This window comes from Xanthomonas sp. BRIP62409 (assembly GCF_003992965.1).
Lineage (GTDB): Bacteria > Pseudomonadota > Gammaproteobacteria > Xanthomonadales > Xanthomonadaceae > Xanthomonas > Xanthomonas euroxanthea.
This window is the reverse complement of record NZ_QEZJ01000031.1, coordinates 63,008-76,057: the sequence shown is the minus strand read 5'-3', so window position 1 is coordinate 76,057 and position 13,050 is coordinate 63,008. Positions and strand designations below refer to the sequence as shown.

Below are 13,050 nucleotides of genomic sequence, written 5' to 3'. Positions count from 1 at the left end.
ACGCAGCCATTGCGGACAGTTCCTGTCCGCAATACGGTAGCGCGATGGCTTCGACCGCTGCCCGCTTGTTGCGTCTGCTCGCTCTGCTGCAAGGCGGCCGGACTTGGTCCGGTGCGGCGCTGGCCGAGCGCCTGGAACTGCATCCGCGCAGCGTGCGGCGCGCGGTCGAGCGCTTGCGCGAGCTGGGCTACCCGGTGCAGGCCGCGCCCGGGGCCGGAGGCGGTTATCAGCTGGGGCAGGGCGCTGCGGCCCTGCCGCTGTTGTTTGAAGAGGACGAAGCGCTGACCGTGGCGATCGCCTTGCGCGCAGCGGCTCCGGTGATGCGCGGCCTGGATGCGGCGGCGGCGCGGGTGCTGCGCAAGCTCGATCCGTTGTTGCCGCGGAGCAGCGGCCAGCGTGCCAGTGCCGCGCATGCGGCCACGGCCAGTCTGCCGATCACCGAGGACGCCGGTGCCTTGGTGGATGCGGCACTGCTGGCGCAGCTGGCCAGCGCCTGCCGCGACCGGGCTACGCTGCGGCTGGACTATCGCCGGCATTCCGGCGCGCCGATCACGCGCTGCGTGGAGCCGGCCTTGCTGGTGAACTACGGGCGGCGCTGGTACCTGCTGGCCTGGGACTGCGAGCGTCAGGACTGGCGTACCCTGCGGGCGGACCGGATCGACCAGGCCAGCGCGACCGGCGCCCGGTTCGCCGCGCGCGCGTTGCCGGAGGAGCCGCTGCAACTCCTGCGCAAGGCGATCGGCGAGTCGCCGTTTCCGTGTCGGGCGCGGGTACGCCTGCACGGCACGCTGGACGCACTTGCCGCGCGCATCCCGCCCTGGCTGGGCGCGCTGGAAGCCGACGGGCCGGCACATTGCTGGCTGGGCCTGGGCGCACCGAGCATGCCGGCCCTGGCGGCCAACCTGCTGCTGCTCGATCTACCCTTCGATGCGATCTCCCCGCAGGCCGTGCGTGCACCCCTGACCCAGGCGCTGAATGCGTTGCGGACGCGGCTGGAGCAACTGCCCGGATAACCGCGGCAGCCACTTGGCAAGCTCGGGCCAAGCTGGGACACTCCGCCGCATGAAGGGGATGTCAAGAGCGCTGGGGCTGCTAGTTGTCACGTTGTCGGCGGCGCCGGCCAGCGCCGGCACCTTGTACAAGTGCGTCAGCGGCGACGGGATCACCAGCTACCTGAGCAAGCGCCAGAGCGGGGCGACCTGCAGCGTCATCAGCAGCTACACCCCGGACCGGTCCGCGCGCCGCGCCGCGCCGTCCACGCTTCGGCCGACGCCGGGGGTGGCCGCCAACCCGGCGCGCAGCAGCGCCACGATCGACAGTGGCGCGCCGGCCACGATCATCAGCCAGCCGGCCAGCCAACCGCCTCCTCGCGCTGCCGAGCTCGCCTCGGCGCTGAGGCCGCGCGCGCAGCCGGTGTCGGAGTCGTCGATCGTGCAGCCGCCCGCTGCCGCCGCGGTCAATCCGCGCCGGGTGGTCAGCGGGCAGGTCTATTCCTACATGAAGGATGGCGTGCGCCATTACACCAGTGCGCGCCCGCGCCAGGTCGCCAGCATCCAGGGCCTGCGCACCATCCACTACAGCTTCATCGAAACCTGTTACGCCTGCGGGGCCAAGCCGGGCGTCAATTTCGGCGCGATCCGGCTCAATACCAACGCCTACCAGCAGGAAATCACTGCGGCCGCGCGCGAGTTCGGGGTCGAGGAGGCGATCGTGCGCGCGATCATCCATGCCGAGTCGGCCTACAACCCGCTGGCACTGAGTCGTGCCGGCGCGCAGGGGTTGATGCAGTTGATGCCCGGGACCGCACGCCGCTTCGGGGTCAGCGATGCCTATGATGCAACGCAAAATATTCGCGGTGGCGTGCAATATCTTTCGTGGTTGCTGAAGCGCTTCAACGGCGATCTCACGCTCGCTGCTGCCGGCTACAACGCGGGCGAGGGCGCGGTGGATCGCTACGGTGGCGTGCCGCCTTACAGCGAGACCCAGCGCTACGTGCAACGCGTCGGCCTGCTGGCCGGACGCTATCGTGGGCAGGCCACGGCAGCCAACTGAGCTGCGTGCCTTCGCACGCATGCGCTGCCCGCTTCGGCCTGCGTTGACCGCAACCAATCGGGACGGATGTCGGGCGGCCACCACGTCGCGCAGGCAGCCTTCGCGGCTGCGCGATGCCGCAGCCCACGCGCAGCAGGTCTTCGGCTGGTGCAGGGTCGATGCCAGCACTGCGTCACAGCTGTCGGTCCTGTGCCAGGCTGGCACGTGATGCAATCGGCGCGCGCCTGCATCCGGTGTTTGCACTGCGCCGGTCCGACTGCGTACATTGCGTTGTCTGTGTATTAAGCGTTCCGCTACACTGCGGTCGATTCATCGCGGCTGGACCCCCCGCCAGCCGTTGGCAGCCTCACGCTACCTAATCAAGATCGGAGAGCCGGATGGCCAACGATGGGGTTAACGCACCTGCGGATATCGGGCGTCGTCGGTTTTTGACCGCGACAACGGCCGTGGTCGGTGCGGTCGGAGCAGGATTTGTCGCAGTTCCGTTCGTGAAGTCGTGGAATCCCAGTGCACGCGCCAAGTTGGCCGGTGCCCCGGTGACTGCCGACATCAGCGCCTTGCAGGAGGGGCAACGGCTGGTTCTGGAATGGCGCGGTCAGCCGATCTGGATCGTCAAGCGCTCCAAGGCGATGCTCGACGCGCTGCCATCGCTGGATGACCGGCTCAAGGATCCCAAGTCCGAGAACAAGGACCAGCAGCCGGACTATGTACTGAAGAATCCCGAATACCGCTCGATCAAGTCCGACATCTCGGTGCTGGTCGGGCTGTGCACGCATCTGGGCTGCTCGCCGGAAATGGTCGCCGAGATCCGCCCCGAGCCCTACGACCCGCAATGGAAGGGCGGCTATTTCTGCCCCTGCCACAAGTCGCGTTTCGACATGTCCGGCCGCGTCTTCGACGGCGTGCCGGCACCGATCAATCTGCTGGTGCCCCCACACCACTACGTGGACGACAACACCCTGGTGATCGGCGTCGATCCCGATGGTGCCGGTACGTCGGCCAACAGCACGGGGGCTGCCTGATGAGCAATATCCTGGTCCGTACCGCCAACGGTGTGTTCGATTGGGTCAACGAACGCGCGCCCGGGCTGATGCCCATGTATCGCAAGCATGTCAGCGAGTACTACGCGCCGAAGAACTTCAACCTCTGGTACTACTTCGGCTCGCTGGCCATCGTGGTGCTGGTCAACCAGATCGTCACCGGCATCTTCCTGACGATGCACTACAAGACCAGCGCCGCCGATGCATTCGCCTCGATCGAATACATCATGCGCGACGTGGAGTGGGGCTGGCTGATCCGCTACATGCACAGCACCGGCGCCTCGCTGTTCTTCATCGTGGTGTATCTGCACATGTTCCGCGGGCTGATGTACGGCAGCTACCAGAAGCCGCGCGAATTGGTGTGGATTCTCGGCATGCTGATCTACCTGGTGCTGATGGCCGAAGCCTTCATGGGTTATGTGCTGCCGTGGGGTCAGATGTCGTTCTGGGGCGCCAAGGTCATCATCTCGCTGTTCGGTGCCATCCCGGTGATCGGCAACGGGCTGACCGAATGGATCATGGGTGACTACCTGCCCGGCGATGCCACGCTCAACCGCTTCTTCGCGCTGCACGTGATCGCGCTGCCGCTGGTGCTGTTGCTGCTGATCGTGCTGCACATCGGCGCGCTGCATGAAGTGGGTTCCAACAATCCCGATGGCGTGGACATCAAGAAGGGGCCGAAGGGCAACCGCTGGGACGCGCACAAGCCGGCCGACGGCATCCCGTTCCACCCGTATTACACGGTCAAGGATCTGGTCGGGGTCGGCTTTCTGCTGTTGATCGCGGCCTTCATCATCTTCTTCGCGCCGGCGTTTGGCGGCCTGTTCCTGGAGCACGACAACTTCACCGAGGCCAATCGCCTGGTGACTCCCGAGCACATCAAGCCGGTCTGGTACTACACGCCGTATTACGCGATGTTGCGGGTTGTGCCTAACAAGCTCGGCGGCGTGCTGGTGATGTTCTCGGCGATCGCGATCCTGTTCCTGGTGCCGTGGCTGGATCGGGCCAAGGTGCGCTCGATTCGCTACCGTGGCTGGATCTCCAAGGTCGCGCTCGGCGTGCTGGTGGTGTGCTTCGTGTGGCTGGGCGTGATCGGCTCCGGCCCCGGCACCGACGCGCACGAAACCTATGTCGGGCGCGTGCTGACCTTCCTCTACTTCGCCTTCTTCATCACCATGCCGGTGTGGACGCGGCTGGACAAGACCAAGCCGGTGCCGGAGCGGGTGACCACCCATGACTAATTCCAACGTGAGGTCATGGACGTCGCGCCTGGTCGCCCTGCTGTGCGGGCTGCTCATTGGCGGCGGTGCGATTGCGGCCGAAGGCGGTGCGGTGCAGCAGGCCGGCAATGACCTGAGCGACCGTGCCTCGCTGCAGCGTGGCGCGCAGTTGTTCATGAACTACTGTTCCGGCTGCCACTCGCTGAAGTACCTGCGCTATTCGCGCATGGCCAGCGATCTGGGCTTGAGCGAAGCAGAGGTCATGACCAACCTCAACTTCACCGGCGCCAAGATCGGCGAACACATCGAAGGCACCATGCCGCACGATGCGGCGGCCAAGTGGTTCGGCAAGGCGCCGCCGGACCTGACCCTGATCGCCCGCGTGCGCGGCACCGACTGGGTCTATACCTACCTCAAGTCGTTCTACCTGGATCAGACCCGCCCCCTGGGCTGGAACAACCAGTTGTTCCCGAATGCGTCCATGCCCAATCCGCTGTGGGAGCTGCAAGGACTGCAGCAGGCGCAGTTCGGCCCGCCCGACAAGGCGACCGGCGACAAGCCGGTGCAGGCGCTCAAGCTCGGCCAGCCCGGGCGACAGACGCCAGTGGAGTTCGACCAGACCGTGCGCGACATCGCCAACTTCCTCGAGTACGCGGGCGAGCCGGCGGCGCTGAAACGGCAAAGCATGGGCGTGTGGGTGATCCTGTTCCTGGTCTTGCTCACCTTCATTGCCTACTTGCTCAAGAAGGAATACTGGAAGGACGTGCATTGATCGTGCGGTGAACCCGAGGCGGCGCGCAATGCCGCGGCCGCCCAGGAATAGCAACCGATCGCCCGGTGCATGCAGGCGCTGCGCAGGGCAGGCGTGCGCATGCTATTTGCCGATTCCGGGCCTGGGCCGCGTCCGTCGGCGGTGGCGCAGTCGTTGAGCGGCATGGACGCCGTTCAAGAGCCTAGATCGACTCAAGAGCCTACATCGACCTACTTGCGGCGTGTCCCGCGACGGCGGGCGGGCAAGGGCCCTGCAGCACACTCCCAACGTCGAGGGCGCGGCGCCCTCACCGCTTGCGGGACACGCCGTGAACCCGTCCCTTGCGGGGCCGTGTGGCGGCATCCATGCCGCCACACGGCCCCGCAACCGGCAAGGACACCCACCAGACAGTTGGTCGGCGCTCATCCGAAAAGCTGCCTGTCGTGCGGTGTGCATCAGACGTGCAACCGGTGCTTCATGATCGAACAAGGCGCATCCAGCACTGCTCTTCCCATGCACACCGAACCTCTCCACTGGTCCTTGCCCGCTCACCGTCGCGGGACCCTGAGCGGCATGGATGCCGCGCCGGAGCCTACACGGACGTACTTGCGGCGTGTCCTGCGATGGTGGGCGGGCAAGGGCCCGGCAGCACACTCGCAGCGTCGAGGACGTACTTGCGGCGTGTCCTGCGATGGTGGGCGGGCAAGGACCCTGCAGCCAACTCGCAGCGTCGAGGACGTACTTGCGGCGTGTGCCGCGATGGTGGGCGGGCAAGGGCCCTGCAGCCAACTCGCAGCGTCAAGGACGTACTTGCGGCGTGTCTCGCGATGGTGGGCGTGCAAGGGCCTGCACAGAATCCGCAGATCCGCTGCGGACCCTGCCGATGACGCGTCATCGCCGGCCGCGCCAGACATTGAACGCCACAATATGGCCAGTTGGTGTTTTTGAGGCCCTATCACCCTTGGCTTTTGCGTGACGTGATTGCACACTCGAAGGACCGTGGTGACGGTCGGCGTTGGGCCGGCCGCGCCGATGCGGCCGGCGGATTCCGGTCGTCGGAGAGCCTTGAATGGCGACGAGTGTGCGTATGCGGAATACCTTGACTTTGTTTTCGTCCAACGACGACGTGTTGTGCCACCGGGTCCGTCTGGTCCTGGCGGCGAAAGGGGTGACCTACGACCTGGTGCCGGTCGACCCGCAAAATCCCCCGGAAGATCTGATCGATCTCAATCCCTATCATTCGGTCCCGACCCTGGTCGAACGCGACCTGGTGCTGTACGCCGCATCGGTGGTCAGCGAATACCTGGACGAGCGCTACCCGCATCCGCCGTTGATGCCGGTCGACCCGCTCTCTCGCGCGCGCCTGCGTCTGGCGATGTTGCGGATCGAGCACGACTGGGTGCCGCAGGTGCAGGCCATCCAGCTCGGCAACAAGACCCAGGCCGAAGCCGGCCGCAAGCGCCTGAAGGAACTGCTCACCGCGTCGGTGCCGCTGTTCAAGGCCAGCAAGTTCTTCCTCAATCCGGAAATGAGTCTGGCCGATTGCGCGATGGCGCCGATCATCTGGCGACTGGACGCGTTGGAGATCGGGCTGCCCAAGGATGGCAAGGCGATCGAAGACTATGGCAACCGGATCTTCCGCAATCCCGGCTTCATCCGCAGCCTGACCGATCAGGAAAAGAAACTGCGCGACCTGCCAGGCTGATGCGACGGCTGTATGCCAACAGACCGACGCCGCATCGCGCAGCCGCCGCTGCGGGCCGTGTGCGGGTAAAATGACGCCATGAGCGAAGATTTCCCCCGCATGACCAGCCATCGCCCGTACCTGTTGCGGGCCTTGGTCGAATGGATCAACGACAACGGCATGACGCCGCACGTTCTGGTGGACGCAGGACTGCCCGGCGTGCAGGTGCCTGCCAGTGCGGTCAAGGACGGCCGTGTGGTCCTGAACATCGCCGAGCGCGCCGTGGTCGGGCTGCAGGTCGACAACGAAAGCGTACAGTTCACCGCGCGCTTTGGCGGCGTCAGTTATCCGGTGATGGTGCCGATGGCCGCCGTCCTGGCGGTATATGCGCGCGAGACGGGGCAGGGCATGGCCTTGCCGGACGATATCCCCGGTACCAGCACCGAACCGCCGGATCCGGGTGCGTCGCCGCCGCCGGGTGCGCCCACGCCGGACGAGCCGCCGGCTGCCGGCAAGCGTCCGCATCTGCGCGTGGTCAAGTAACCGGCAGCGGGCGCGCACCGCGCGCCCGTCCGGTGCCGCGGCAGGTACGCGTGGTGTGTGCACCGCGGTCGCCTGAGGCACCGACAGATGCGGTTGCAGTCACTGCGGCGGCTTCTTGAATGCGCTGCAGGACGCTGGTCTTCGGTTGCCGCCTGCAGGCCAGGCGCCTGCAGGCGTCCACAGCGGCCAGATCGCGGTCAGTTCAGGCGCTGATGATCCGGGCTCAGCGGTGTCACCGTGGCCACTTGCGGTCCGGTAAAGGCGATCAGCTGATCGCCGCGCAGCACCAGGCGGCCGCTATGCCGGTCGATGCCATCGTGCGAATACTCGAACCGGAACGTCCGCTCGAAGCCCAGCCAGCCATTGGGCTTGCGGCAGATGCGCAGGTTGGTGGAATGCACGCTCTGGTCCAGCCATTGCACGTCGGCGGCACGGCAGGCGTTGCGGCCGAGGATGTCGGCACGTTCGGCTGCGGCACGCGAGGAGTTCCAGAACGCGTACAGCGCGGCGCCGGCAATCATGAAGAGAATCAGGCTGGGCATGGGCGTCAATGTGCCATGGCACGCGCCCGGTCGACAATCGTCGCGCCGGGCCGCAGTGTTGCGTTGGCCGCCGGCGAGGTCGCGCGCCGGTCGTCCTCCGATTTCATGATGCATCGCCATTGCTGCGGCTGGCTTGTGTGGGGCGCAGCGCAACCCCATCCATTGAACTCACCCCCTTGAATCCACGCGCCGTCGGTCCTGGCTTGGCATCACGGCCTGCGGTATCGCCTATGCATCCTGTCCTGCAGCAGTTCCATCCTGTCGTGGCTGCGTGGTTTGCGCAGACCTTCGCTGCGCCCACGCCGGCGCAGATTGCCGCGTGGCCGGCGATCCAGGCCGGACGCCACACGCTGGTAGCCGCGCCCACCGGCTCGGGCAAGACGTTGACGGCGTTCTTCGCGGCGATCGATGCATTGATCCGCGACGGCCTGGCCAACGGTGGCGCGCTGCCGGACGAAACCCGCGTGGTCTACGTCTCGCCGCTGAAGGCGCTGTCCAACGACATCCACCTCAATCTGGATGCGCCGTTGCAGGGCATCCGCACGGCCCTGGTCGCGAGCGGCCTGCCGGACGTGGCAGTGCGCACGGCGGTGCGTACTGGCGACACCCCGCAGCGTGAGCGAGCGCAAGCGCGCCGCACGCCGCCGCATATCCTGGTGACCACGCCGGAGTCCCTGTACGTGCTGTTGGGCTCGGCCTCCGGACGCCATGCGCTACGGCATGTGCGCACCGTCATCGTCGATGAAATCCACGCGGTGGCGGCGGACAAACGCGGCAGCCACCTGAGCCTGACGCTGGAGCGACTGCAGCGGCTGGCCGAGCGCCCGATCACCCGCATTGGCTTATCGGCGACGCAGAAGCCGATCGAGATCGTGGCGCAGTTCCTGGTCGGGGCGGGCGATGCCGGCCAGCCGCCGCCCTGCGAGATCGTGGATATCGGCTACACCCGCAAGCGCGATCTGGCGCTGGCCCTGCCGCCGACGCCGCTGAGCGTGGTGATGTGCAACGATCAGTGGCTGCAGGTGTATGCCGATGTCGCCAGGCTTGCGCAGCAGCATCGCACCACGCTGGTGTTCGTCAATACCCGGCGCATGGCCGAGCGGGCTGCGCGCCATCTTGGCGATCTGCTCGGCAAGCAGCGCGTCGCCGCCCATCACGGCAGCTTGTCGCGCGAAACGCGTCTGCTGGCCGAGCAGCGGCTCAAGGCCGGCGACCTCACCGTGCTGGTGGCCACCGCATCGCTGGAACTGGGTCTGGATATCGGCGATGTGGACCTGGTCTGCCAGCTCGGTTCACCACGCTCGATCGCCACCTTCCTGCAGCGCGCCGGACGCTCCGGGCACAAGGTCGGCGGCACGCCCAAGGCGCGCCTGTTCCCGCAGACCCGCGACGAGCTGATCGAATGCGCCGCGCTGCTGGACAGCGTGCGCCGCGGTGAGCTGGACGCCTTGCGCATGCCGCTGGCGCCGATCGACGTGCTTGCGCAACAGATCGTGGCCGAGGCCGCGTGCGAGGACTGGGACGAAGACGCGTTGTTCGCCTTGGTGCGTCGTGCCTGGCCGTTCGCGCAGCTGAGCCGTGCGAGCTTCGATGACGTGGTGCGCATGTTGTGCGAGGGCTTCAGCACACGGCTTGGGCCGCGTGCGGGTTACCTGCATCGCGACGCGGTGCATCGGCGCCTGCATGCGCGGCGTGGCGCACGCATGACCGCGCTGACCTCCGGCGGCACCATTCCCGAAACCGGCGACTACAGCGTGGTGCTGGAGCCGCAGGCCGAAAAGATCGGCACGGTGAACGAGGATTTTGCGGTCGAAAGCCTTACCGGCGATGTGTTCCAGCTTGGCAATGCCAGCTACCGCATCCTGCGCGTGGATGCCGGGCGCGTGCGCGTGGAAGATGCCAAGGGCGCGCCACCGAATATCCCGTTCTGGCTCGGCGAGGCGCCCGGGCGCAGCGATGAATTGTCGGCGGCGGTGTCGCGCCTGCGCGGCGAGATTGCGGTGCGGCTGGAGAGCCCGCCACATCAGGCCGCCTGCGACTGGCTGCACGACGTCTTGGGTCTGTCGGTGGAAGCTGCACGCCAGCTGGTCGACTATCTCGCCCATGCCTGCACGGCCCTGGGCGCGATGCCGACCCAGCAGTGTCTGGTGATGGAGCGCTTCTTCGATGCCAGTGGCGGCACCCAGCTGGTGATCCACTCGCCGTACGGCAGCCGCATCAACCGTGCCTGGGGACTGGCGTTGCGCAAGCGCTTCTGCCGCACCTTCAACTTCGAACTGCAGGCCGCCGCGACCGAGGATGCGATCGTGTTGTCGCTGTCCACCAGCCACAGTTTTGCGCTGGAGGAGGTGGCCCGCTACCTCCATTCGTCATCGGCCGAGCATGTGTTGATCCAGGCGCTGCTGGATGCACCGCTGTTCGGCGTGCGCTGGCGCTGGAATGCGACCAATGCGATGGCGCTGCCGCGCTTTGCCGGCGGCCACAAGGTCGCGCCGCAACTGCAACGGATGAAGTCGGAGGATCTGCTGGCGACCGTGTTCCCCGACCAGGTCGCCTGCGCGGAGAACCTGGTCGGCGAGCGCGAGGTGCCGGACCACCCGTTGGTGGCGCAGACACTGGAAGACTGCCTGCATCAGTCCATGGACAGCGAGGGCTGGTTGCAGGTGCTGCGCGGGCTGGAGTCGGGCGCGATCACGTTGGTGGCGCGCGATCTGGCGGCACCGTCGCCGCTGGCGGCCGAAGCCTTGAATGCGCGGCCGTATGCCTTCCTGGACGACGCACCGCTGGAGGAGCGCCGCACCCAGGCCGTGCAGAGCCGTCGCTATACGCCGCAGAGCAGCGACGACCTGGGGCAGCTCGATCCCGAGGCCATCGCCTCGGTGCGTGAACAGGCCTGGCCGCAGCCGCGCGATGCCGAAGAAATGCACGAGGCGTTGGTCGGACTCGGTGTGCTTCCGGTCGATGAAGCGGGCGATGCGCAATGGCAGGCGTGGCTGGCTGCACTCGCCGGCGATGGGCGCGCCAGTTGTCTTGCCTTCGACGGGGTGCCCGCGTTGTGGATCAGTGCCGAGCGCATCGACTGGTTTGTGCCGCTGTATCCGCATGCCGTTGCCCAACCGCCGCTACAGGCGCCGGCAGATTGCCGCGTTGCCGACTGGCAGCGCGACTGGGCCGTGCGCGAGCTGCTGCGCGGGCGCCTGTCTGCGGTCGGCCCGGCGCAGGTACCGGCCCTGGCGGGCGCATTGCGCCTGCCCGAATCCGAGATCGTGCTTGCCCTGGCCGCGCTGCAGCGCGAGGGCTATGTCATGGCCGGCCACTTCAGCGCGCAGGCGCAGTCGGAAGAATGGTGCGAACGTCATCTGCTGGCGCGCATCCATCGCTATACCTTGGGGCGGTTGCGCCGCGAGATCGAGCCGGTGGCGCAACGCGACTACGCGCGGTTCCTGTTCGAGTGGCAGCACGTCGATGGCGCCAGCCGTGTGGCAGGGCCGGACGCACTGGCCGGCGTGGTCGGGCAGCTGGAAGGCTTCGAGGCCCCCGCAGTGCTGTGGGAAAGCGAGCTGCTGCCGGCACGCGTGCGCGACTATCAACCGGCCTGGCTGGACGAGCTGTGCACTGCCGGGCGCACCGTGTGGGCGCGGCTGCGGCCCGGCGGCGGCCGTGGCGGTGCCGCGCTGCGTAGCACGCCGATCGTGCTGCTGCCGCGCCGCGCCGCGCAACGCTGGAGCAGCCTGGCACGCGATGGCGACGACGCACCATTGGGTTCGCGCGCGCAACGGGTGGCGGAGGTCCTGCAGCAGCAAGGCGCCTTGTTCTTCGACGAGATTGCCGATGCGGCCCGGCTGATGAGCACCGAATTAGAAGATGCCCTGAGCGAGCTGGTGATGCGCGGGCGTGCGCATTGCGACAGTTATGCCGGGCTGCGCGCGCTGCTGGTGCCGGCATCCAAGCGGCCCTCGGCGCTGTCGCGCCACCGGCGCCGCGCCAGTGCCCTGGGCATTCGCGATGCCGGGCGCTGGGCGCCGGTACGCGCGCTGCCGGAGCTACCGCTGGCCGAGGCCGGCGAGCGCCACCAGGACATGCTCGAACATGTGGCGCACACCTTGTTGCGTCGCTACGGCGTGGTCTGCTGGCGGCTGCTGGAGCGCGAGGCGGCGTGGTTGCCGCCGTGGCGCGAATTGCTGCGCATGTACCAACGCCTGGAAGCGCGTGGCGAAATCCGTGGCGGGCGTTTCATCGCCGGCCTGTCCGGCGAGCAGTTTGCGTTGCCGGATGCGATCGCCGCCCTGCGCCGCGTACGTGCGCAAGCCTTGCCGCAGCAGTGGGTGTGCGTGAGCGCGAGCGACCCGAGCAATCTGCTGGGCAGCCTCCTGCCGGGCGAGCGCGTCGCACGCGTGCCGGGCAACCGTGTGGCCTATCTCGATGGCCTGCCGATGGCGGTATGGGCGGCCGATCGCTTCCAGCCGCTGCAGGACCTGAGTACCGAGCAGGCCGAGCAGGCCCTGCGCCTGCTGCAGCGTGGGCCTGGCGCCGCCGAGCAGACGCCGATGGAGCAGTGGCTGGCTCAGTCGCCCGGCAGCACCGCGCGCGCGCCTGTCGTCCGTGGCAGCGGACGCGACAGATAGCGGCTATCGGGCACCACCCAGCGCCATGGTGCATCCATCGCCTTGCGGATGCCGATGCGCGGCGTTGCCAGCGGCCCGGATGGCGGCGGCAGGCCATCGTCCTCGATCCACAGGCGTGCGCGCGCGTCGGTCAGGTCCAGCCCGTTGTCCGTGGCGTTCACGCCAAATGCCTGGGCCAGGCGACCGGGGCCGGTGGTCAAGGTCTTGAGCGGGGCGGCGCTGCGCGCGGCCTGCATCGCGGCGATTGCGGCCAGCGGCTCGAGCGCGCGGATCAGCACCGCATGCCCGGGCGCACCACCGCACACCGCGTTGATCGCCCAATGCATGCCGTAGATGAAATACACATACAGATGCCCCGGTGCGCCGAACATCACCTGCGTGCGTGGGGTCATGCCGCGAAACGAATGCGCGGCCGGATCTTCGCTGCCGCAATACGCCTCGACCTCGGTGATGCGGCCGCGGCGCCCATCCGCGCTGACCAGCACCTTGTTGAGCAATCGCGGTGCGACCTGGCGGGCATCGTGCGCATAGAAACTACGTGGAAGTGGCTGTGGCGACATGCGCCAAGCCTAACCGTGCAGTCGTGATGTCGC

At 67.5% G+C, this 13,050-nt stretch carries 10 protein-coding genes; 8 read left to right on the top strand and 2 right to left on the bottom strand.

The window, feature by feature from the left end; genetic code table 11:
* Positions 1 to 44: 44 nt before the first annotated feature.
* The 7 genes from EO170_RS18885 (at position 45) to EO170_RS18850 (ending at position 7,290) form a co-directional block, all read left to right on the top strand.
* Complete coding sequence (locus EO170_RS18885; protein WP_126947341.1) at positions 45 to 1,013, top strand: WYL domain-containing protein; 969 nt, start codon at positions 45 to 47, stop codon at positions 1,011 to 1,013.
* Between the two features lie 49 nt (positions 1,014 to 1,062).
* Positions 1,063 to 2,052, top strand: a complete 990-nt coding sequence (locus tag EO170_RS18880) for a lytic transglycosylase domain-containing protein (protein WP_126947338.1) — start codon at positions 1,063 to 1,065, stop codon at positions 2,050 to 2,052.
* 377 nt (positions 2,053 to 2,429) lie between these two features.
* A complete protein-coding gene (gene petA, locus EO170_RS18875) occupies positions 2,430 to 3,074 on the top strand; it encodes a ubiquinol-cytochrome c reductase iron-sulfur subunit (protein WP_026064126.1) in 645 nt (214 codons plus the stop codon).
* Positions 3,074 to 4,333: a cytochrome bc complex cytochrome b subunit gene (locus tag EO170_RS18870; protein WP_104649060.1), complete on the top strand. Its 1,260-nt coding sequence runs from the start codon at positions 3,074 to 3,076 to the stop codon at positions 4,331 to 4,333. The genes petA and EO170_RS18870 overlap by 1 nt, the downstream gene beginning before the upstream one ends.
* Positions 4,326 to 5,084, top strand: coding sequence for a cytochrome c1 (locus EO170_RS18865; RefSeq protein ID WP_164740223.1), 759 nt, complete (start codon positions 4,326 to 4,328; stop codon positions 5,082 to 5,084). Before EO170_RS18870 ends, EO170_RS18865 begins: the two co-directional genes overlap by 8 nt.
* A 1,048-nt stretch (positions 5,085 to 6,132) precedes the next feature.
* Positions 6,133 to 6,768, top strand: coding sequence for a glutathione S-transferase N-terminal domain-containing protein (locus tag EO170_RS18855; protein ID WP_024939278.1), 636 nt, complete (start codon positions 6,133 to 6,135; stop codon positions 6,766 to 6,768).
* A 78-nt stretch (positions 6,769 to 6,846) separates the two neighbouring features.
* Positions 6,847 to 7,290 carry a ClpXP protease specificity-enhancing factor gene (locus EO170_RS18850; protein WP_104582164.1) on the top strand — a complete coding sequence of 148 codons (444 nt, stop codon included), beginning with the start codon at positions 6,847 to 6,849 and terminating at the stop codon, positions 7,288 to 7,290.
* Positions 7,291 to 7,487: 197 nt separating this feature from the next.
* Here EO170_RS18850 and EO170_RS18845 read toward each other — a convergent pair whose 3' ends face one another.
* The gene (locus EO170_RS18845) at positions 7,488 to 7,832 is read right to left on the bottom strand and encodes a DUF3301 domain-containing protein (protein ID WP_119128642.1); all 345 of its coding nucleotides are present in this window, start codon (positions 7,830 to 7,832) and stop codon (positions 7,488 to 7,490) included.
* Between the two features lie 230 nt (positions 7,833 to 8,062).
* Here EO170_RS18845 and EO170_RS18840 point away from each other — a divergent pair, with 230 nt between their 5' ends.
* A complete protein-coding gene (locus EO170_RS18840; RefSeq protein ID WP_126947335.1) occupies positions 8,063 to 12,457 on the top strand; it encodes a DEAD/DEAH box helicase in 4,395 nt (1,464 codons plus the stop codon).
* Here EO170_RS18840 and EO170_RS18835 read toward each other — a convergent pair.
* A complete protein-coding gene (locus EO170_RS18835) occupies positions 12,397 to 13,017 on the bottom strand; it encodes a DNA-3-methyladenine glycosylase (protein WP_104582167.1) in 621 nt (206 codons plus the stop codon). The two genes, EO170_RS18840 and EO170_RS18835, sit on opposite strands and share 61 nt — an antisense overlap.
* Positions 13,018 to 13,050: the final 33 nt, after the last annotated feature.

Coding starts and splice junctions, on each gene's coding strand:
- EO170_RS18855 (WP_024939278.1), top strand. CDS start 6,133: ATGGCGACGAGTGTGCGTATGCGGAATACCTTGACTTTGTTTTCGTCC.
- EO170_RS18850 (WP_104582164.1), top strand. CDS start 6,847: ATGAGCGAAGATTTCCCCCGCATGACCAGCCATCGCCCGTACCTGTTG.
- EO170_RS18870 (WP_104649060.1), top strand. CDS start 3,074: ATGAGCAATATCCTGGTCCGTACCGCCAACGGTGTGTTCGATTGGGTC.
- petA (WP_026064126.1), top strand. CDS start 2,430: ATGGCCAACGATGGGGTTAACGCACCTGCGGATATCGGGCGTCGTCGG.
- EO170_RS18880 (WP_126947338.1), top strand. CDS start 1,063: ATGAAGGGGATGTCAAGAGCGCTGGGGCTGCTAGTTGTCACGTTGTCG.
- EO170_RS18845 (WP_119128642.1), bottom strand. CDS start 7,832: ATGCCCAGCCTGATTCTCTTCATGATTGCCGGCGCCGCGCTGTACGCG.
- EO170_RS18835 (WP_104582167.1), bottom strand. CDS start 13,017: ATGTCGCCACAGCCACTTCCACGTAGTTTCTATGCGCACGATGCCCGC.
- EO170_RS18865 (WP_164740223.1), top strand. CDS start 4,326: ATGACTAATTCCAACGTGAGGTCATGGACGTCGCGCCTGGTCGCCCTG.
- EO170_RS18885 (WP_126947341.1), top strand. CDS start 45: ATGGCTTCGACCGCTGCCCGCTTGTTGCGTCTGCTCGCTCTGCTGCAA.
- EO170_RS18840 (WP_126947335.1), top strand. CDS start 8,063: ATGCATCCTGTCCTGCAGCAGTTCCATCCTGTCGTGGCTGCGTGGTTT.